The sequence below is a fragment of the Enterobacter sp. V89_11 genome, assembly GCF_029967775.1.
GTDB classification, from domain to species: domain Bacteria; phylum Pseudomonadota; class Gammaproteobacteria; order Enterobacterales; family Enterobacteriaceae; genus Enterobacter; species Enterobacter ludwigii.
Window position 1 is genome coordinate 111,750 of the sequence record NZ_JASCAN010000005.1, and the last position, 21,114, is coordinate 132,863.

The window sequence follows — 21,114 nt, forward strand, 5'->3', positions numbered from 1 at the left end:
AAATTAAAACTCTTTTCGCAACCAGTTGTTCAGTCGTTTGACCCACGACCCAACTGAGACGCGTTTTTCCACTTCTGCTTCACCACTGAGATGAGATTCTTTCCCGTAGTGGAGCAGGCCCACGGCCGTTGAATAGTACGGCTCCTGAGCATAATCCGTTAAACCGGTGATATTCAGCGGAGCACCGATACGCACTTGCGTATGGAACACGCGCTGAGCGCAGGCCGCAAGACCTTCAATTTGCGCTGCCCCGCCGGTTAATACAATCCCCGCTGCAAGATGATGTTTCACGCCCTGCTGGCGAAGCTGTTCCTGTAACTGCAAAATCTCTTCGTTGACCAGGTTAAGCAGCTCGGTATAACGCGGCTCAATGACCTCTGCCAACGTCTGGCGCTGCAGGCTGCGCGGTGGACGTCCGCCCACGCTCGGCACTTCAACGCTCTCATCTTTGCCAACGATAGACCCCAGCGCACAGCCGTGGCGTACTTTAATCGCTTCTGCATCACTCGGGGGCGTACCAAAAGCGTAAGCAATATCGCTGGTCACAACGTTCCCGGCATACGGGATCACTTTGGTGTGGCGCAGCGCACCGCCGGTATACACGGCCATGTCCATTGTACCACCACCAATATCGACCACACAGACACCCAGTTCACGTTCATCTTCGGTCAGCACGGAATAGCTCGCTGCAAGACCGGCGAAAATGAGTTGGTCAACTTTCAGGCCACAACGTTCAACGGCTTTTACAATGTTCTTCGCCATATCGTTGTGACATGTGATCAAGTGCACTTTTGCCTGCATACGTACGCCGGAAAGACCGACCGGGTTTTTGATCCCTTCCTGGTAGTCAATCGCATACTCCTGCGGGATCACGTGCAGCACGCGATGCTCATCGCGAACGCGCACGGATTTCGCCGTATGCACAACGTTTTCAACGTCTTCCTGCGTCACTTCTTCTTCGGAAATCGGCACCATGCCGATTTCGTTCTGGCAGCTAATGTGCTTACCCGAAAGCGCCAGATAAACAGAGGAAATCTGGCAATCTGCCATCAATTCAGCCTGATCGATGGCGCGCTGTACGCACTTCACCACCGACTCAAGATCGTTAACCCCACCTTTATCCATACCACGGGACGGGCAACTGCCCACGCCAATGATATTGACCATACCGTCGGGCAGAACTTCCCCTACTAAAGCGGCAACCTTCGCGGTGCCAATCTCCAGTCCAACTACCAGTTTTCTGTCCGTCGCCTTGATCATTGTTGTTCTGCCTGTACCTGTGCCTGATTCTGTTGCTGATTAGGTTCCTCGACCGGAGCCGGTTCCCAACCGACTGCTGCGCCTGAGTCATAGCGCAAATCAACGTAGCTTATCCGTTTGCCGTCAGTCTGTGCCTGCTGCTGTAAAACCGGGTAAAGTTCTACAAATCGCGCCAGACGTTTCATTGTGTCCCCGCGACCCAGGTTGAGCTTAATGCCATTCGTTAACGTCAGTTGCCAGGAGCGGCGCGCCGTCATTGCAGCATCTTTTAGCGTAAACCTGTCCTTCGCCAACACCTGCCCCATTTCACGAAAACCTTGTAACACTTCGTTTTCGCTACCTTCCGGGCCATACAACATCGGTAAATTTTGCTTGTTGACACGATCGGCCGGGACGCTGAAGGAATTTCCGTCTACGTCAACCATGTGCTGATCATTCCAACGCGCAATGGGCACATATTCAACCAGATGAATCTTCAATTCATCAGGCCATTGCTTTCTGACACTCGCCTGTTTTATCCATGGCAGACGTTCAATCTGACTCTGGATAATATTGACGTCCTGCGTCATAAAGGTGCCAGGCGATCCCAGCGCCAGAATTGTCTGGCGAATGTCATCGTTACGGGTGTAATGACGCTCACCAGTGACCACCAGCTTCGAAAGCGGCAACCGTTGCGCATCTTCCATCCAGCCCAGAACCATCCAGCCGCTGATAAACACGGTGCACAGCACCCCGAGCAGGAAAATAATACCTGCAAGACGCGTTCCATTACTCCGGCGTGAAGAAGAGTATTCTTCTTCGTCATCGCGGTTGCGCGTGTTCAATGCAGCCTGAGACATATCAGCCCGCCTGGTCCAGAATACGTACGACTAATTGCGAGAAGCTCATCCCCGCCTGACGCGCTGCCATCGGCACAAGGCTGTGGCTGGTCATTCCCGGAGAAGTATTTGCTTCCAGCAGATAAAATTGTCCATCACTGTCGAGCATCACGTCGATGCGGCCCCATCCACGGCAACCCAGAACATGCCAGGCTTTAACCACCAGGGACTGTAAATCGGTTTCACGCTCAGCTTCAAGACCACTTGGGCAGAAATATTGCGTCTCATCAGAGAGATACTTCGCCTCATAATCATAGAAGGTTCCGGCCGGTTGGATACGAATTGACGGTAAAATTTCTTCGCCAAGCATCGCGACGGTAAACTCCGGCCCGCTGAGCCATTTTTCAATCAGAACTTCTTCATCATGTTGAAATGCCAGGGCTAAAGCGGAAGATAAATCCTCAGTTTTCTCAACTTTGGACATCCCAACGCTCGACCCTTCGCGGCTGGGCTTTACAATAACCGGTAAGCCCAGCTCAGCAATGCGTGCATTAACGCTATCGGAGAGGCCCATTTCAAATTCGCGACGCGTCAGGGCAACCCAGGGGGCAACGGGTAAACCCGCGCCCTGCCACAGCACTTTGCTGCGCAGTTTATCCATAGAAATGGCGGAGGCCATCACACCGCTGCCGGTGTACGGCATGCCGGTGAGTTCCAGCAGCCCCTGAAGAGTGCCGTCTTCGCCACCACGGCCATGTAACGCGATAAAGACTTTATCGAAGCCCATCGCCTTTAACTGGGTTACGTCAGTCTCTTTCGGATCGACCAGGTGCGCATCCACACCCCCTTCACGCAGGCCCGCCAGTACAGCGGCACCTGAATTCAGGGAAACCTCGCGCTCGGCGGATGTGCCGCCAGACAGGACAGCAATCTTATCAGCCATGATGCTCATCCTCCTGAGTTTGCGGCTTCAGTTTGATTTCAGCTAAGGTACGGGCGATTTTGCCGATATTTCCCGCGCCCTGAATCAGAATTAAATCGTTGCCGGTCAGCACCGGGGCCAGAATTTCAGCCACCTGGGCAGGATCGGAAACCAAAATAGGGTCTACTTTACCGCGTCCGCGGATGGTACGACATAAAGAACGGCTGTCTGCACCAGGAATAGGAGTTTCGCCCGCTGCATAAACATCCAGCATCAGGAGCGTATCCACCTGTGACAGGACGCTGGCGAAATCGTCATACAGGTCACGGGTACGCGTGAAACGGTGCGGCTGGAAGATCATGACCAGATTTTTTTCTGGCCAGCCCGCACGCGCAGCTTTGATCGTCGCGTCCACTTCCGTCGGGTGGTGACCGTAGTCATCAACCAGCATGGCAGTACCGGGTTTACCGTTCACCGCCTCCAGCGGGTATTCACCGAGGAAGTCGAAGCGACGCCCGGTTCCCTGGAAGCTTTCCAGTGCACGAAGAATGGCTTCGTCATCAATGCCTTCTTCTGTCGCCACGGCCACTGCCGCTGCGGCATTCAGGGCGTTGTGACGCCCTGGTGCATTCAGGGTGACATGCAGCAGTTCTTTGTCCTGACGCGCCAGGGTGAAATGCCCCTGCGCACCCAGCTGTTTGTAATCTTCCACGCGGACATCAGCGTCTTCGCTGAAGCCGTAAGTCGTGATTTGACGTCCGACGCGCGGCAACAGCTCGCGAATCACCGGATCGTCTACACACATTACCGCGCGTCCATAGAACGGCAGGTTGTGCAGGAAATTAATAAAGGTCTGCTTTAAGTTCTCGAAGTCGCCCTGGTAAGTATCCATATGGTCGGCTTCGATATTGGTGACGATGGCGACCATCGGCTGCAGATGCAGGAACGACGCATCGCTCTCATCCGCTTCGGCAATTAAATAACGGCTGTGTCCGAGACGCGCATGTACGCCTGCCGCTTTTACCAGACCACCATTGACGAACGTCGGGTCGAGGCCCGCTTCCGCATAAATGCTGGAGACCATCGCCGTGGTGGTGGTTTTGCCGTGGGTGCCGGCAATCGCAATGCCATGTCGAAAACGCATCAACTCCGCCAGCATTTCCGCACGGCGGATCACCGGAATACGCGCTTCGTGCGCGGCCACGATTTCCGGGTTATCAGAGGAGATGGCGCTCGACACGACCACCACGCTCGCATCGCGCACGTTTTCCGGGCGATGATTGAAATAGATAGTCGCCCCAAGCGACGCCAGCTGCTGCGTAACAGGGTTTGGCGCCAGGTCAGACCCGCTGATCTGATAGCCTTCGTTAGCTAACACTTCGGCAATACCGCCCATGCCAGCACCACCGATGCCAACAAAGTGAATGTGCCGGACGCGACGCATCTCGGGCACGATAGAACGCAGTTTTGCCAGTTGTTGTGTATTCATTCTCTAAACGCCATCGACTACTTAAAAAATTCGTGCAGCGCAACACGCGCTGCGAGGGTTAAGCCTGGGCTGCCAGGCTCACTTCTTTTGCCACCCGTTCCGTTGCATCAGGAATAGCGGTCGCGCGTGCGCGTTGCGCCATCTCCAGTAATGCCTCTCTGTTCCAGCCCGCCAGGGTGGTGGCGACCGCATCGGCGGTAAATTGTGGCTGTTCAAATATTTTCGCGGCGCCGGCTTTCTCAAGCGGCAGCGCATTCCAGTACTGCTGTCTGTCTTTGTGCTGGAACGGCACAAACAGAGCCGGCAACCCGGCGGCGGCAATTTCGCTCACCGTCAATGCGCCAGAGCGGCAGACCACGACATCGGCCCAGGCATACGCTGCGGCCATGTCGTCGATAAATTCCGTCACTTTATGCTGCGGCTGGCCTTCATCGGCGTAAGCCTGCTCAACCATCTGCTGAGCACCTTTTCCGCTTTGGTGCCAGATTGTCACCGCATCACCCAGCTTTGCTGCAACCTGCGGCATCGTCTGGTTTAAAATGCGTGCGCCCTGAGAACCGCCAACGACCAGCACACGGACCGGCCCTTCACGACCCGCCAGGCGCGCATCCGGTAATGGCAGCGCCAGCACGTCTACGCGCACCGGGTTACCCACCACGTCCGCCTTCGGGAAGGCTCCCGGGAAAGCCTGCATCACTTTGGTGGCAATTTTCGCCAGCCATTTATTGGTCAGACCGGCAATGCCGTTCTGCTCATGCAGCACCACGGGGATGCCCAACGACCAGGCCGCCAGCCCACCCGGACCAGAAACATAGCCGCCCATCCCCAGCACCACATCAGGCTTAAAACGCTTCATGATGGCGCGCGCCTGACGCCAGGCGTTGAAAATACGCACCGGTGCCAGAAGCTGGGCCTTAATGCCTTTTCCGCGTAAGCCGGAAATGCGAATAAAGTCGATCTCGATACCGTGCTTCGGTACCAGGTCGGCTTCCATGCGGTCCGCGGTTCCCAGCCAGCGTACCTGCCAGCCCTGATCCATTAAATGGTGCGCAACTGCGAGCCCCGGGAACACATGTCCACCGGTACCGCCTGCCATCACCATTAACCGCTTCGGTTGATTCATCGTGAACCTCGTGTAAACGCCTGGGCTTTTTCCAGACGCGTTTCATAATCTATGCGTAACAACATCATGATGGCCGTCGACATAATCAGCAGACTGGAACCACCATAACTGATCAACGGCAACGTCAGGCCTTTGGTCGGCAGCATACCCGCTGCGGCCCCGACGTTAACCAATGCCTGGAAACTAAACCAGATACCTATTGAGCAGGCTAAGAAACCTGAAAAGCGGTGATCGATCTCCAGCGCTTTCCGCCCAATCGACATGGCGCGGAAAGCGACGAAGAATACCATTAATAGCGCTAATACCACACCGATATAACCCAGTTCTTCCCCAATAATGGAGAAGATGAAGTCAGTGTGCGCTTCGGGTAAATACTCCAGTTTCTGTACCGAGTTGCCCAGCCCCTGACCCCAGACTTCACCGCGACCAAAAGCCATCAGCGACTGCGTCAGCTGATAACCGCTGCCAAACGGGTCTTCCCACGGGTTCCAGAATGAGGTCACACGGCGGATACGGTAAGGCTCGGCGAGGATCAGCAGCACAACCGCTGAGATACCCATTCCGATGATGGCGATGAACTGCCACAGCTTCGCCCCGGCCAGGAACAGCATTGCCAGCGTGGTGACAAACAGCACGACCACGGTACCAAGGTCAGGCTGCGCCAGCAGTAAGACCGCCAGCACCAGAATAACGCCCATGGGTTTTAAGAAGCCGCGCAGGTTATTACGCACTTCATCCACTTTACGTACCAGGTAGTTAGCCAGGTAGCAGAACAGGGAGAGCTTGGTAAATTCCGCGGGCTGAATACGCAGTGGGCCAAAGGCAATCCAGCGCGATGCCCCGTTTACGGAGCTCCCCACCACCAGTACGATCAGCAGCATAATGATGGAGGCGATCAGCATCGCGGTACTGTGCCGCTGCCAGAACTCCATCGGCAGACGTAATGTCACCAGCGCCAGACAGAACGCCAGGATGATGTACAGGCCATCACGTTTCGCAAACAGGAACGGATCGTTCGCCAGCCGCTGCCCGACAGGCATTGACGCCGAGGTCACCATGATAAAACCAACCGCCGCCAGTCCCAGCGTGAGCCAGAAGAGCGTACGGTCGTACATGACCAGGCTGTCGTTATCTTTTTGACGAGAGCCCATCACCCAGCCTTTGAGTGCCGCAAACACCCACGCCAGAACGCCAAATCCTGGCAGGCGCGGCATTTTCAGGCGAGGGAGAGATAAACGCATCAGCCTAACTCCTTCGCCAGACGGGTAAAGAGATCGCCACGCTGTTCGAAATTCTTGAATTGATCGAGACTGGCGCAGGCCGGAGAGAGCAGCACCATATCACCCGGCTTCACGCGAGGGGCAATCAGCCGCATCGCCTGCTCCATGGTCTCGGTTTGCTCGGCAATGTCAGGACGCAGCTCAGCCAGCTCACTGCCGTCGCGACCAAAGCAGTACAAGCGGATATTATTCCCGGCGAGATACGGTTTCAGCGTGGAGAAATCCGCCGATTTACCGTCGCCACCCAGCAGTAAATGCAGGGTACCTTCAACGTGCAGGCCGTTCAGGGCGGCCTCAGTACTGCCGACGTTGGTGGCTTTTGAGTCATTAATCCAGCGCACACCGTTGTGCTCCAGCGCCAGCTGGAAACGGTGCGCCAGGCCGGTAAAGGTGGTCAATGCTTGCAGGCTGGACGAACGCGGCAGCCCTACGGCATCCGCCAGCGCCAGCGCCGCCAGAGCATTGGTGTAGTTATGCTGGCCGGTAAGCTTCATCTCTTTCACGTTCAGCACTTTCTCACCCTTCACGCGCAGCCAGGTTTCGCCCAGTTGACGGTTAAGATGATAGTCACCCATGGTGATGCCAAAGCTAATGCAGCGATCGTCCGCCCCGCGCACCGGCATGGTCAGGGCATCATCCGCGTTGACGACGCAGACCTTCGCATTTTCATAAATGCGCAGTTTGGCGGCGCGGTACTGCTGCAGACCAAACGGATAGCGATCCATATGATCTTCAGTAACGTTAAGGATCGTCGCCGCGGCCGCACGAAGGCTGGAGGTCGTTTCCAGCTGGAAGCTGGAAAGCTCGAGGACGTACAATTCACAGCCTTTATCCAGCAGCATTAGCGCTGGCAGGCCAATATTGCCTCCCACACCCACGTTCATGCCCGCCGCTTTCGCCATCTCACCCACAAGGGTGGTGACGGTGCTTTTACCGTTAGAGCCGGTAATCGCGATAACGGGTGCCTGCGCTTCACGGCAGAACAACTCAATATCACCGACAATCTCAACGCCCGCATCGGCCGCGGCGCTGAGTGAAGGATGCGCCAGCGCCATACCGGGGCTGGCGACAATCAGATCGGCTGCCAGCAGCCAGTCATCATTCAGACCACCAAGGTGGCGTTCAACCTGTTCCGGCAGTTTATCCAGACCCGGCGGAGAAACACGCGTATCCATTACGCGCGGCGTCACGCCGCGCGCGAGGAAAAAGTCCACGCAGGAGAGGCCTGTCAGCCCCAACCCGATGATAACGACTTTTTTGCCCTGGTAATCTGCCATGATTAACGTACCTTCAGCGTTGCCAGGCCAATCAGCACCAGCATCAGCGAAATAATCCAGAAGCGCACAATCACGCGCGGTTCCGGCCAGCCTTTCAGTTCATAGTGATGGTGAATCGGTGCCATACGGAAGATGCGCTGACCGCGCAGCTTGAAGGACCCGACCTGCAAAATCACTGAAAGGGTTTCAACCACAAATACCCCACCCATAATCACCAGCAGGAACTCCTGGCGCAGCAGTACGGCAATAATGCCCAGCGCGCCGCCCAGAGCCAGTGAACCGACGTCACCCATAAAGACCTGCGCCGGGTAGGTGTTGAACCACAGGAAGCCCAGTCCCGCCCCGACAATCGCCGTACAGACGATAACCAGTTCGCCTGCGTGTCGCAGGTATGGAATGTGCAGATAGTTAGCAAAGTTCATATTACCGGTGGCCCACGCCACCAGCGCAAAACCGGCGGCGACGAAGACGGTTGGCATAATCGCCAGGCCATCCAGACCGTCGGTCAGGTTTACGGCGTTACCGGTGCCCACGATGACGAAGTAGGCCAGCAGAATGTAGAACAGCCCCAGCTGCGGCATCACGTCTTTAAAGAACGGCACCACCAGCTCGGTGGCGGGGGTGTCTTTTCCTGCCAGATACAGCGCGAAGGCCACGCCCAGCGCAATCACCGACATCCAGAAGTATTTCCAGCGGGCGATCAGACCTTTGGTGTCTTTACGCACGACCTTGCGGTAATCATCAACAAACCCAATGATGCCGTAGCCCACCAGCACGGTAAGTACGCACCAGACGTACGGGTTAGAGGGATAAGCCCACAGCAGTACGGAAACAACGATCGCGGTCAGGATCATGATCCCGCCCATGGTCGGCGTACCCCGCTTGCTGAAGTGCGACTCCGGACCGTCGTTACGCACAACCTGACCGAAGGAGAGTTTTTGCAGACGGGCAATCATGCGCGGGCCCATCCACAAAGAGATGAACAGCGCAGTCAGCAGGCTGACAATGGCGCGAAACGTCAGATAGGAAAAGACGTTAAAGCCTGAATAATATTTGACCAAATGTTCGGCCAGCCAAACTAACATGTCCCGTTCTCCTGTAATGCGTGCACAACCTCTTCCATGGCGGCACTACGTGAACCTTTCACTAACACAGTCACAATTTGTTTTTCTGTCATCAATGCCTTAAGGCGTTCAATCAGCGCGGCTTTATCGGCAAAGTGCTCGCCAACACCGCTGGCATGGCTAATCGCCTGGCTCAGTTTTCCGGCGCTCAGCACGCAATCAATACCTGCCGCTTTCGCCGCGTCCCCCACCTGGACATGACAGGCTTCGCTTTCATCACCCAGCTCAGCCATATCGCCCACCACCAACACGCGATAACCTGGCATCTCAGACAACACCTGCACCGCCGCGGTCATTGAGCCGACGTTCGCGTTATAGGAGTCATCCAGAAGCAGTTTGTTTTCCGCAAGCTGGATCGGGAACAGACGCCCCGGCACGGCGTTTAAATTTGCCAGACCGGTTTTAATCGCCTGATGCGACGCACCAACCGCCATCGACAGCGCCGCTGCCGCGAGCGCATTGGCGATATTATGACGACCCGGCAATGGCAGAAGCACCTCAATGCCCCCGGTTGGGGTATTAAGGGTGAATTCCGTGCCATGCGAAGTCACATGAATATTGGTCGCGGTAAAATCACTGTTGGCCGCGTTCGGCGAGAAGCGCCAGGTCTTGCGGGAACCAATGATCTGTTGCCAGTTAAGCCAGTCATTGTTGTCGGCATTCATAATGGCGATACCATCTTCCGGCAGGCCGGTATAGATCTCGCCTTTAGCTTTCGCCACGCCTTCCAGCGAACCAAAACCTTCCAGATGTGCAGCGGCCAGGTTATTCACCAGCGCTGCTTCCGGGCGCGTCAGGCTCACGGTCCAGGCGATTTCGCCCTGGTGGTTTGCCCCTAACTCGATCACGGCAAATTCATGCTCTTTGGTCAGGCGAAGTAATGTCATCGGCACGCCGATATCATTGTTAAGGTTGCCTGCCGTATAAAGCGTATTTCCGCACTGGCTCAGGATGGCCGCAGTCATCTCTTTCACAGAGGTTTTGCCTGATGAACCGGTCAGCGCGACGACGCGCGTCGGTACCTGCTGACGAACCCAGGCCGCCAGCTCGCCGAATGCCAGACGGGTATCTTTCACCACGATCTGCGGCAGATCGACCGCGAGTTTACGGCTGACCAGCAGCGCCCCTGCACCATTCTCCCTGGCCTGTTGTGCAAAATCATGCGCGTCAAAACGTTCGCCCTTCAGCGCCACAAACAGACAACCCGGGGTCACTTTGCGGGTATCGGTCGTCACGGCCTCGATGGTCAGATCGTGACCCAGCAGCTCGCCCTGCAGTACCGCAGCGGCCTGACTTAAGGTGATGCTAATCATGCCACGACTCCCAGCAGACGCGCGGCCGTGACGCGGTCCGAATAATCGAGACGACGGTTGCCAACAATCTGATAATCCTCATGGCCTTTCCCGGCCAGCAGCACAACGTCGTTTTCCTGTGCCTGCATGATGGCGTTGGTCACGGCTTCCGCACGGCCTTCCACCACGCGGGCGCGGCCTGCATCCAGCATGCCCGACAGAATGTCGTTAATAATGGCGCGCGGCTCTTCAGTACGCGGGTTGTCATCGGTCACAACCGGAATATCCGCGAACTGTTCAGCAATGGCACCCATCAGTGGACGTTTGCCCTTATCACGGTCGCCACCGCAGCCAAACACACACCAGAGCTTACCGGTGCAGTGCAGACGCGCCGCTTCCAGCGCTTTTTCCAGTGCGTCCGGCGTGTGGGCATAATCGACCACCACGGTCGGTTTGCCCGGTGCGCTGAACACTTCCATACGGCCACATACCGGCTGCAAACGCTCAGCCGTTTCCAGCAGCGCGTTCATCGGATAACCCAGCGCCAGCAGTGTCGCCAGCGCCAGCAGCAGGTTGCTGACGTTAAACGCGCCCATCAGGCGGCTTTCAATTTCACCGTCACCCCATGAGGAGGTAAAACGAATGGTGGCGCCACTGTCGTGATAATCCACCGCAACCGCCTTCAGCCAGCGGCCGTGGCAGTTCGGGTTGATATGGTCTTCCATCGACACCGCAACCGCATCCGGCAGCTTCGCCAGCCAGCGGCGACCGACTTCGTCGTCAGCGTTGATGATGGCCTGTCCGCTATGGTGGGTGGAGTAGAGCAGCCATTTCGCCGCTTCGTAATGCTCCATATCACCATGATAATCAAGGTGATCGCGGCTCAGGTTAGTGAATACCGAGGCGGCAAACTTCAGCGCCGCCACGCGGTGCTGCACCAGACCGTGGGAAGAGACTTCCATCGCGGCAAAGGTTGCCCCCTGCCCTGCCAGGCCGGCCAGCACGTGCTGTACGTCGACCGCGGAGCCGGTGGTGTTTTCGGTCGGGCTCACTTTGCCCAACAGACCGTTACCGACAGTTCCCATGACCGCACCGGTTTCACCCAGCAGCTGCGCCCACTGCGCCATGAGCTGCGTGGTCGTGGTTTTGCCGTTTGTACCTGTCACGCCCACCAGACGTAGCCGATCGGACGGTTCGTGATAGAAACGTCCGGCCAGCGCAGAGAGACGCTCGTTTAACTGACTGAGATAGATGACCGGCACCCCGTGCATTTCACGGATTTCACCGTCGGTTGCCTCATCTTTAGCCTCAGCAATAATGGCAGCAACACCTTGCGCAATCGCCTGCGGGATATAACGACGCCCGTCCGCCTGATGACCGACCACCGCCACAAAAAGATCGCCAGAAGCAGCCGCACGGCTGTCCAGTACCATCTCTCGCAGTGCTCGCTCCGGTGCATTAGGCACCCACGGAGCGAGAAGGTCGCGCAAATTACGATCTGCCACCTGTACCCTCGCCTTGATTAATTACAAATTCACTTTTCTCGCCCGTTGCCAGCGCATCCGGTTCGATGTTCATGGTGCGCAACACGCCGCCCATGATGGCCCCGAACACAGGCGCGGAAACGGCGCCGCCGTAGTATTTACCCGCCTGTGGATCGTTAATGACGACCACCAGCGCAAAACGCGGATTACTGGCAGGCGCAACGCCTGCGGTATAGGCAATGTATTTGTTGATGTAACGGCCGTCTGGCCCCACTTTTTTCGCGGTACCGGTTTTGATGGCGATGCGATAGCCTTTGATCGCCGCCTTCACGCCGCCGCCGCCAGGCAGCGCCACGCTTTCCATCATATGAACGACGGTACGAACGATGGATTCCGGGAAGATACGCTCACCCGGAACCGGTGGATCAACTTTGGTAATGGACAGCGGACGATAGACGCCATAGCTGCCAATCGTTGCGTAGACTCGCGCTAACTGTAACGGCGTTACCATTAGCCCGTAGCCGAAAGAGAAGGTGGCCCTCTCTATGTCAGACCACCGTTGTTTTTGAGGATATAAGCCACTGCGTTCTCCGACCAACCCCAAATTGGTCGCCTTTCCAAGCCCAAAACGTGAGTAAGTCTCTACTAACGCTGAGGACGGCATCGCTAACGCCAGCTTTGAAACGCCAACGTTACTCGACTTCTGTAAAACCCCGGTCAGGGTCAATTCGCTGTAGCGCGCCACGTCTTTAATCTCGTGGCCGTTAATACGGTAAGGGATCGTGTTCAGGACCGTGTTTTCATTGACGATACCACGCTGGAGCGCCGTCATGACCACCATCGGTTTCACCGTGGAGCCCGGTTCGAACACGTCGGTAATCGCCCGGTTACGCATCGCATCTTTTGCGGTGCCGGTAAAGTTGTTCGGGTTATAGGACGGGCTGTTGGCCATCGCCAGCACTTCGCCCGTACTGACGTCCACCAGCACGGCGCTGCCGGATTCCGCCTTGTTGAAGGCGACGGCGTTGTTCAGCTCGCGGTAGACCAATGCCTGCAGACGCTCATCAATACTCAGCGCCAGGTTGTGTGCCGCCTGACTGTCCGTGGAAGAGATATCTTCGATAACGCGGCCGTAGCGGTCTTTACGAACAATTCGCTCGCCAGGCTGGCCGGTGAGCCATTTATCGAAGCTTTTTTCAACGCCCTCAATCCCCTGGCTATCAACGTTGGTAAAGCCAATGAGGTGAGCGGTTACTTCGCCGGAAGGATAGTAGCGGCGGGATTCTTCACGAAGGTGAATACCCGGCAGCTTCAGCTTACGAATGTAGTCCGCCATGTCAGGGTTGACCTGACGCGCCAGATAGATAAAACGCCCTTTTGGATTGGCGTTGACGCGGGAAGCGAGCTGATCCAGCGGCATTTTCAGGGCATCCGAGAGCGCCTTCCAGCGGTTATCAAGCGTAATGCCACCCGCATCGTGCAGCTCTTTCGGATCGGCCCAGATGGCTTTAACCGGTACGCTCACGGCCAGTGGACGGCCTGAGCGGTCGGTGATCATCCCGCGGGACGTCGACACTTCCTGAACGCGAAGGGAACGCATGTCGCCCTGTCGAACCAGCATGTCAGGGGCGATGATTTGCAACCACGCCACGCGTCCCAGCAGGAAACCCAGCGCCAGTAAAATGCAGCCGCAAAGCAACGCAAAACGCCAACTGATAAAGTTGGCCTGTTCTTCCTGACGTTTTGGTTTAAGCGTTTTTGCCGCTGCTCTCATGCGTCGCGTTTTCCCTTATTTTTGTACTACAATATTTTCCTGAGAAGGATCAACATGCTGCAATTGCAGCTTTTCCGTTGCGATCCGTTCAACCCGGCTGTGATCGCCGAGCGCATTTTCTTCAAGGATCAGGTTTCGCCATTCAATATCCAGCGCATCGCGTTCCAGTACCATCTGCTCGCGTTGCGCAGTTAATAAGCGTGTGTGGTGGGCAGTCGTGACCACCGTGACGGCCGTGACAATGATGCAAATGAACAGACAGAGTGGCAGTTTCCCAAACCGCAAAAGATCGTCGCCGATCACGCCAGGCAAGGCATGGCGCTCGTTGCTTCCTAACGAATCCTTAACTTTGCTTAGGGTCTCTGTCACTCTGCCGATCATGCGTTCGTCCTCTCTGCAACACGCAGCACTGAACTACGGGCGCGTGGATTCTGTGCCACTTCTTCTTCGCCCGGCATCAACTTGCCTAATGCTCGCAACTGACGGCCACCCAGCTTCCTGAGTTGTTCTTCCGTCATCGGCAGCCCCGCTGGAACCTGTGGACCGCGGCTTTGTTCACGCATAAAGCGCTTCACAATGCGGTCTTCCAGCGAATGGAAGCTGATGATGGATAACCGCCCACCCGGGGCCAGCACGTCGAGCGAGCTTTTTAGCGCCAGCTCTATTTCCTCCAGTTCACTGTTTACCCAGATACGAACCGCCTGGAAGGTACGGGTCGCGGGATGTTTGTGCTTATCCTTCACCGGCGTCGCCGCCGCGATCACTTCGGCCAGCTCTTTCGTGCGGGTCATCGGCTCGATGCGGTTACGCTCAACGATGGCGCGCGCGATACGCTTGCCAAAACGCTCCTCGCCGAAGGTTTTGATCACCCAGGCAATATCCGCTTCGTCCGCGGTCTGTAACCACTCGGCGGCAGACTGACCGCGAGTAGGATCCATGCGCATGTCCAGTGGACCATCGCGCATAAAGGAGAAGCCGCGTTCAGCATCATCAAGCTGGGGTGAAGAGACGCCAAGATCGAGAAGGATTCCGTCGATCTTGCCCGTCAGGCCGCGCTCGGCAACATAATCAGCGAGCGCAGAGAAAGGTCCATGCACGATGGAAAAGCGTGGGTCATCGATGGTTTGCGCAACGGCAATCGCCTGCGGATCGCGATCGATTGCCAGCAGACGCCCTTCCGCTCCAAGCTGGGAGAGGATTAAGCGCGAGTGGCCACCGCGACCAAAAGTGCCATCAATGTAGATGCCGTCCGGACGAATATTCAGGCCGTTAACGGCCTCATCCAGCAGCACCGTTTTATGTTTGTAATTTTCCATCATATTTATAGAGACAAGTCCTGCAGCCGTTCCGATAATGTCGCGGAATCAGACTGCTCAGCGTCGATATCTTCCTTGACCTGTTGATACCAGGTCGTTTCATCCCACAGTTCAAACTTGTTGAACTGCCCGACCAGCATCACTTCTTTGGTCAGACCGGCATGTTGCCGTAACACAGGGGCAATCAGTAACCGGCCTGCGCTATCCATCTGACATTCACTGGCATGTCCCAATAACAACCGCTGCACGCGGCGTTCCTGCGGGTTCATGCTCGACAGTCGCGACAGCTTTTGCTCAATAATTTCCCATTCAGGTAAGGGGTAAAGCAGCAGGCAGGGGGAGTTGATGTCAATGGTGCAAACCATTTGACCCGTAGCGTTCTCAATCAGCTGGTCGCGGTATCGGGTTGGTACCGATAAACGCCCTTTGCTGTCGAGATTGACTAACGTAGCTCCACGGAACATGCCAGTCTCACCCCTCCTCACCACTTTAACCCACAAATTCCCACCTAAAGGAGTTTACGGAGCGAGGGAAAAGCTTGTCAAGCCAGGACTCTCCCTATACAGGCCCGAAAGGCCTCTATTTACAGAGATAAACAGTCCTGGTTAATAACTGCACAACTGGCGAGGCAAAATTAACGTTATGAATATTTGTAAGAAAAAAACCGAATATGCACACTAGCGTTAAGGCTCACTCAATATCATCGCAGATAAATATAAAGTGTCAGTTTGCGACGCGGGCAGCATTTTATGACAGATTCTCAGGGGATAACAGCGCCAGATTCACCCCAGGGCTCGCGAAACGCGGCGGTTGCCGTGCAAGCTGGCACAGGAGAAGGAAAAACGTCTGAATATTCATCGCCGGAAGAGGGTTTGTAACAAAATAATACAAAGACAGGCATTTAAAATCGTTTAAACGTCCTTTAAAGGAACCATTAAACGCCAAAATGAATTAAGAAAAATAGCAGAAGGTAAATTCGCAAGAATTATCCTAATTTCTCTACGGGAATTATCCCGGCGAATTATTTCGTCAAAAGGGGGCAGATTTCTCCGCCCCGTCATTTCATTTATGGCGGCTCAAAATTCCGCGATGGTAAAGATTACGTTTAATACGCGTCAGACCCGGCTTCGGTTTACGCGGCTCGTCCAGACTTGCCAGCACAATTTCCAGCACGCGTTCAGCCACATCACGATGGCGTTGAGCCACCGCCAGAACCGGGCACTGGAGGAAGTCGAGCAGCTCGTTATCACCGAAGGTCGCGATGGCCAGGTCGGAAGGCAGTTTACCCTCACGGCGTAAGGTCACATCCATCACCCCCTGCAGCAGAGCAAATGAGGTGGTGAATAGCGCCTGCGGCATCGGGTGCGTTTCCAGCCATTTCTCAAAAAGCTGTGCGGCCGCTTCACGTTCATAGCTGTTGGCATAGAGGTAGTGCACCTCACGGGGATCGTCTTTCCAGGCGGTTCTGAACCCCTGTTCACGCAGGAAGCTGACTGACAGTTCAGGCAGCGCCCCCAGATACAGCACCGTTTCAGCCGGGAAGGTTCTCAGCTCTGCCGCCAGCATCTCGGCATCATCCTGATCGGCACCGACGACGCTCGTGAAATGCTCCCTGTCGAGCGCACGATCCAGCGCCACAATCGGGAATGGGTCGTTCGCCCAGCGCTGATAAAACGGGTGTTCAGGCGGTAAAGAGGTGGAGACGATGATGGCATCGACCTGACGCTGGAGCAGATGCTCAATACAGCGCATCTCGTTGTCGGGCTGGTCTTCCGAGCAGGCAATCAGCAACTGATAGCCACGCTGGCGCGCCTGACGTTCAAGATAGTTGGCGATACGGGTATAGCTGGTGTTTTCCAGATCCGGGATCACCAAGCCAATAGAGCGGGTGCGTCCGGCACGCAGGCCAGCTGCGACAGCATTCGGATGGTAGTTATGTTCACGAACCACCGCCATAACTTTTTCAACGGTCTTATCGCTGACACGGTACTGCTTTGCTTTACCGTTAATCACATAGCTGGCCGTTGTTCGTGACACGCCGGCTAGCCGGGCGATTTCATCCAGTTTCACAATTGCCCCTTAAAAAATGAAAAGAGTCCATGGCCTTGGCAAGGTTATGGTTAAATCTTTTAACATCTAAACGCAGAATAGCCTTCGCGGCAACCGCTTTTATCTCTGTTGTCGGCTGATTACACAAAAAAAAGCCCGGCTTTGGTGACCGGGCAGAAAGAGGCGAACCTTTTAGACAACTAACGCATGATCTTATCGCCGCGTGACAGGCCAACAACGCCCGATCTCGCAACCTCAACAATTTTTGCCACATCCCGCACAGATGCCAGGAAGGCATCCAGCTTGTCACTCGTTCCGGCCAGTTGAACCGTATATATAGAAGGCGTGACGTCTATAATCTGCCCACGGAAGATATCCGTGTTACGTTTCACTTCCTCGCGCCCGTAACCGCTGGCCTGGATTTTCACCAGCATGACCTCTCGCTCAACGTAGGCACCCTGCCCCAGCTCGCTGACGCGCAGAACATCGACCAGCTTATGCAGCTGTTTCTCGATCTGCTCAAGCACTTTGGCATCGCCGACGGTCTGGATGGTCATGCGCGACAGCGTCGGATCGTCAGTCGGCGCAACGGTCAGGCTTTCAATGTTATAGCCGCGCTGTGCAAAAAGGCCAATGACGCGCGACAGTGCGCCAGACTCGTTTTCCAGTAAAACAGATAATATCCGGCGCATATCAGGTTCTCTCCGTTTTGCTTAACCACATTTCATCCATACCACCACCGCGAATATGCATCGGGTATACGTGCTCGGTGCCATCAACAATGACATCCATAAAAACGAGGCGGTTATTTTTAACGTGCTCAAGCGCTTCACCGAGCTTCGTTTCGAGCTCTGCCGGATCGGTCACTCGCATCCCAATATGGCCGTAGGCTTCAGCCAGACGAACAAAGTCCGGCAGTGACGTCATGTAGGACTGAGAGTGACGACCAGAGTAGATCATGTCCTGCCACTGCTTCACCATCCCGAGATAACCGTTATTCAGGTTCAGCACCAGTACCGGCAGCTCATACTGAAGGGCCGTCGACAGCTCCTGGATGTTCATCTGAATACTGCCGTCTCCCGTCACGCAGACGACGGTTTCGTCAGGCAGAGCCAGCTTGACGCCCAATGCGGCAGGCAAGCCAAAGCCCATCGTTCCTAACCCTCCGGAGTTAATCCAGTGGCGCGGTTTATCAAACGGATAATAAAGGGCCGCGAACATCTGATGCTGACCCACGTCAGACGTCACGTATGCCTCGCCTTTCGTCAGCCGCCAGATAGTTTCGATCACCGCCTGCGGCTTAATGCTGTCGCTTTGCGTGTCATACTTCAGGCACTGACGCGCGCGCCATTGTTCGATCTGCTGCCACCAGTCACGGATCTCATCCAGCGGCTGGGAAGGCGGCTCCTGTGCCAGCAGATCCAGCATTTGCTCCAGCACCTGGCGGGCATCACCGACGATCGGCACATCCGCAGACACCGTTTTCGAAATAGAGGTGGGATCGATATCAATATGAAGCACGGTGGCGTTCGGGCAGTATTTCGCCAGATTGTTGGTGGTGCGATCGTCAAAGCGCACGCCGACGGCAAAGATCACATCGGAATGGTGCATCGTCATGTTGGCTTCATAGGTACCGTGCATACCCAGCATCCCCAGAGCCTGACGGTGAGTTGCCGGGAAAGCGCCCAGCCCCATCAGCGACGACGCAACGGGAAGATTGAGTTTCTCGATAAGCTCCCGAAGCTGCCCTTCACAGGCAGAATTGATTGCCCCACCACCGACATAGACTACCGGTTTTTTGGCGGCCAGCAGCGTTTGCAAGGCACGTTTGATCTGCCCCTTGTGGCCCTGCGTCGTTGGGTTGTATGAGCGCATGCTCACCGACTCCGGCCAGACATAAGGAAGCTTGTTCGCCGGGTTCAAGATATCTTTCGGCAGATCGACCACCACCGGGCCGGGACGCCCGCTTGCTGCCAGCCAGAAGGCTTTTTTCAATATCCCCGGGATGTCTTCAGTTTGCTTAACCAGGAAACTGTGCTTCACAACGGGACGAGAAATCCCCACCATGTCGCACTCCTGAAACGCATCGTAGCCGATCAGTGACGTCGCCACCTGGCCGGAAAGAATAACCAGCGGGATAGAGTCCATATACGCCGTGGCAATGCCGGTGATGGCGTTTGTCGCGCCGGGACCGGACGTCACTAATACCACGCCTACTTCACCTGTCGCGCGGGCCAGCCCGTCAGCCATATGCACCGCCGCCTGCTCGTGGCGTACTAAAACATGGTCAATGCCGCCTACCGTATGAAGCGCATCATAAATATCCAGGACTGCGCCTCCGGGATAACCGAACACTTGCTTCACGCCCTGATCGATTAACGATCGGACGACCATTTCCGCGCCAGACAACATCTCCATGCTTTGCCTCCAGGCATTTTGTTATAGACGAGCTGCAGAATTCATTTCCGCACCGTCTTACGACTGGGTTAAACCAATCTTATATTTTGCAGAGTGATCGTTACCTTAACCGCTCGTTATGAGGCAGGCAATTAGCAGACCGGGTGAGCTAAACGGTTCGCAAAGCAGAAAAAACAGGTATTAACGAAGGATATGGTCAATTCATCTGGTATTAGAGGATGAGATGATTAATCATCGCTGAAAAGCGCGTCGATTCAGGAAATCATCTATTTTTGCGATCCAGAGAGCAGTAAGAAAAAATTCACAACAGAATAAAATAACAATAACAGAGAAAAAACCAGGATAAATCACACGCGAAGATGCAATTTATCCTGATGCGCTTATCGACGGCAAATACTGATCAGCAACTCTTCCATCCACTGATGCCCTTTATCCCGACCGGCGGCTTCATGCCAGGAGAGATAGCAGGTACGGCTATTCAGCTTGAGCGGCAACGGCAACATTTGCAGTTGTAGTTGACCGGAAAACTCTTCAGCCAGCCAGCGTGGTGCAATAGCCACCAGATGTGTCTGCGAGACCACGTTCAATACGCTGACCATTGCCATTCCCTGATAAGCAACGCTTGCCTGTTTATCCGCCGTGTCATACCACGGCAGGCTAAAGGAAGCATATCTGTCGAGCGCAACAACAGCATGCTGCTCGCTATAAACGTCACTTTCCCGAAGCGGAGAATTGAGTCGGGGGTGTTTTTTACTGGCGACCAACACCATTTCATCTTTAAACAGCGGAACGCAAGAAAATTCAGGACGTCGAAATTCTTCATATCCCAGAACGAACTCGGTCTCCTGGTAGCGTAACTGATGCTCTGTGTTTTGATTTAAGGATGATTTAAAAACCAGATGGATATTGGGAGCGATCTCTTCAACTTTATTATAAATAATCGACGTCAAATAATTATCTAACGGACTGCAAACACAAAGATTGAATACACGCTCACTGCTTAAAGGTTCAAAGCCTGACCCTGGCAGCTCGTTCTGAACCAGCTGCAACGCCTGACGGATAGAGCCGAATAACTGGAATGCCCGTGCGGTAGGCTGTATTCCTCTCCCGTAACGAACGAATAACTCGTCGTTAAACATAACCTTAAGTCTGGCGACAGCATTACTGACCGCGGGCTGAGACATCCCCAACGTATGGGCCGCCCGGGTGATATTCTGCTCCTGCATGACAGCATCAAATACCGTGAGCAGATTAAGGTCCACTGTACGTAACTGCGGTTTAATCCCATCAGTAGTTTGAGGTTGTTTAATATTAATTTCTGGCACTTCTGACTCCACTGTCACGCTACACTCCCTTTGCCAACGTACTGTAATAATTCCGAAGAATATGATTTACCATGCATATACGATCAGCGAAAGAGAATTATTTTAAATTCGGAAAATATAAAGAACAGTTTAGCGAAAATGACTTTTCGCCACTGACAAACGA

The 21,114-nt window shown here is 55.0% G+C and carries 18 protein-coding genes; all 18 read right to left on the reverse strand.

Going from position 1 to position 21,114, the window contains the following annotated elements; genetic code table 11:
• Nucleotides 1-3 precede the first annotated feature (3 nt).
• Nucleotides 4-1,260, reverse strand: coding sequence for a cell division protein FtsA (gene ftsA / locus QLG09_RS05350; RefSeq protein WP_006173845.1), 1,257 nt, complete (start codon nt 1,258-1,260; stop codon nt 4-6).
• Nucleotides 1,257-2,099 (reverse strand): cell division protein FtsQ, encoded by an 843-nt coding sequence (gene ftsQ / locus QLG09_RS05355; RefSeq protein ID WP_014168632.1) that lies wholly within the window; start codon nt 2,097-2,099, stop codon nt 1,257-1,259. The genes ftsA and ftsQ overlap by 4 nt, the downstream gene beginning before the upstream one ends.
• 1 nt (nt 2,100) lies before the next feature.
• Nucleotides 2,101-3,021, reverse strand: a complete 921-nt coding sequence (locus tag QLG09_RS05360; RefSeq protein WP_049023070.1) for a D-alanine--D-alanine ligase — start codon at nt 3,019-3,021, stop codon at nt 2,101-2,103.
• On the reverse strand, nt 3,014-4,489 hold the full coding sequence (murC, locus tag QLG09_RS05365; RefSeq protein WP_014168630.1) for a UDP-N-acetylmuramate--L-alanine ligase: 1,476 nt from the start codon (nt 4,487-4,489) through the stop codon (nt 3,014-3,016). The genes QLG09_RS05360 and murC overlap by 8 nt, the downstream gene beginning before the upstream one ends.
• Before the next feature lie 58 nt (nt 4,490-4,547).
• Nucleotides 4,548-5,612: an undecaprenyldiphospho-muramoylpentapeptide beta-N-acetylglucosaminyltransferase gene (murG, locus tag QLG09_RS05370; protein WP_049023069.1), complete on the reverse strand. Its 1,065-nt coding sequence runs from the start codon at nt 5,610-5,612 to the stop codon at nt 4,548-4,550.
• Nucleotides 5,609-6,853 (reverse strand): cell division protein FtsW, encoded by a 1,245-nt coding sequence (gene ftsW / locus QLG09_RS05375; RefSeq protein ID WP_014168628.1) that lies wholly within the window; start codon nt 6,851-6,853, stop codon nt 5,609-5,611. Before ftsW ends, murG begins: the two co-directional genes overlap by 4 nt.
• A complete protein-coding gene (murD, locus tag QLG09_RS05380; protein WP_025205419.1) occupies nt 6,853-8,169 on the reverse strand; it encodes a UDP-N-acetylmuramoyl-L-alanine--D-glutamate ligase in 1,317 nt (438 codons plus the stop codon). The genes ftsW and murD overlap by 1 nt, the downstream gene beginning before the upstream one ends.
• Nucleotides 8,170-8,171: 2 nt before the next feature.
• Entirely contained in the window at nt 8,172-9,254 is a 1,083-nt protein-coding gene (gene mraY / locus QLG09_RS05385; RefSeq protein ID WP_008501985.1) for a phospho-N-acetylmuramoyl-pentapeptide-transferase, read from the reverse strand.
• A complete protein-coding gene (murF, locus tag QLG09_RS05390; protein ID WP_163326912.1) occupies nt 9,248-10,606 on the reverse strand; it encodes a UDP-N-acetylmuramoyl-tripeptide--D-alanyl-D-alanine ligase in 1,359 nt (452 codons plus the stop codon). The genes mraY and murF overlap by 7 nt, the downstream gene beginning before the upstream one ends.
• Complete coding sequence (gene murE / locus QLG09_RS05395) at nt 10,603-12,090, reverse strand: UDP-N-acetylmuramoyl-L-alanyl-D-glutamate--2,6-diaminopimelate ligase (protein WP_032679622.1); 1,488 nt, start codon at nt 12,088-12,090, stop codon at nt 10,603-10,605. The genes murF and murE overlap by 4 nt, the downstream gene beginning before the upstream one ends.
• Nucleotides 12,077-13,843: a peptidoglycan glycosyltransferase FtsI gene (locus QLG09_RS05400; RefSeq protein ID WP_014168624.1), complete on the reverse strand. Its 1,767-nt coding sequence runs from the start codon at nt 13,841-13,843 to the stop codon at nt 12,077-12,079. The genes murE and QLG09_RS05400 overlap by 14 nt, the downstream gene beginning before the upstream one ends.
• A 15-nt stretch (nt 13,844-13,858) precedes the next feature.
• Nucleotides 13,859-14,224: a cell division protein FtsL gene (gene ftsL, locus QLG09_RS05405; RefSeq protein WP_008501989.1), complete on the reverse strand. Its 366-nt coding sequence runs from the start codon at nt 14,222-14,224 to the stop codon at nt 13,859-13,861.
• Nucleotides 14,221-15,162 carry a 16S rRNA (cytosine(1402)-N(4))-methyltransferase RsmH gene (rsmH, locus tag QLG09_RS05410; RefSeq protein WP_014168623.1) on the reverse strand — a complete coding sequence of 314 codons (942 nt, stop codon included), beginning with the start codon at nt 15,160-15,162 and terminating at the stop codon, nt 14,221-14,223. The genes ftsL and rsmH overlap by 4 nt, the downstream gene beginning before the upstream one ends.
• 2 nt (nt 15,163-15,164) lie before the next feature.
• Entirely contained in the window at nt 15,165-15,623 is a 459-nt protein-coding gene (mraZ, locus tag QLG09_RS05415) for a division/cell wall cluster transcriptional repressor MraZ (protein ID WP_025205427.1), read from the reverse strand.
• Nucleotides 15,624-16,221: 598 nt separating this feature from the next.
• Nucleotides 16,222-17,229 (reverse strand): catabolite repressor/activator, encoded by a 1,008-nt coding sequence (gene cra / locus QLG09_RS05420; protein ID WP_014168621.1) that lies wholly within the window; start codon nt 17,227-17,229, stop codon nt 16,222-16,224.
• 179 nt (nt 17,230-17,408) lie between these two features.
• Nucleotides 17,409-17,900, reverse strand: coding sequence for an acetolactate synthase small subunit (gene ilvN, locus QLG09_RS05425; protein ID WP_003856371.1), 492 nt, complete (start codon nt 17,898-17,900; stop codon nt 17,409-17,411).
• 1 nt (nt 17,901) lies between these two features.
• Nucleotides 17,902-19,626, reverse strand: coding sequence for an acetolactate synthase 3 large subunit (gene ilvI, locus QLG09_RS05430; RefSeq protein ID WP_014168620.1), 1,725 nt, complete (start codon nt 19,624-19,626; stop codon nt 17,902-17,904).
• Nucleotides 19,627-20,006: 380 nt separating this feature from the next.
• Complete coding sequence (gene leuO / locus QLG09_RS05435) at nt 20,007-20,951, reverse strand: transcriptional regulator LeuO (protein ID WP_032669418.1); 945 nt, start codon at nt 20,949-20,951, stop codon at nt 20,007-20,009.
• Between the last annotated feature and the right edge of the window lie 163 nt (nt 20,952-21,114).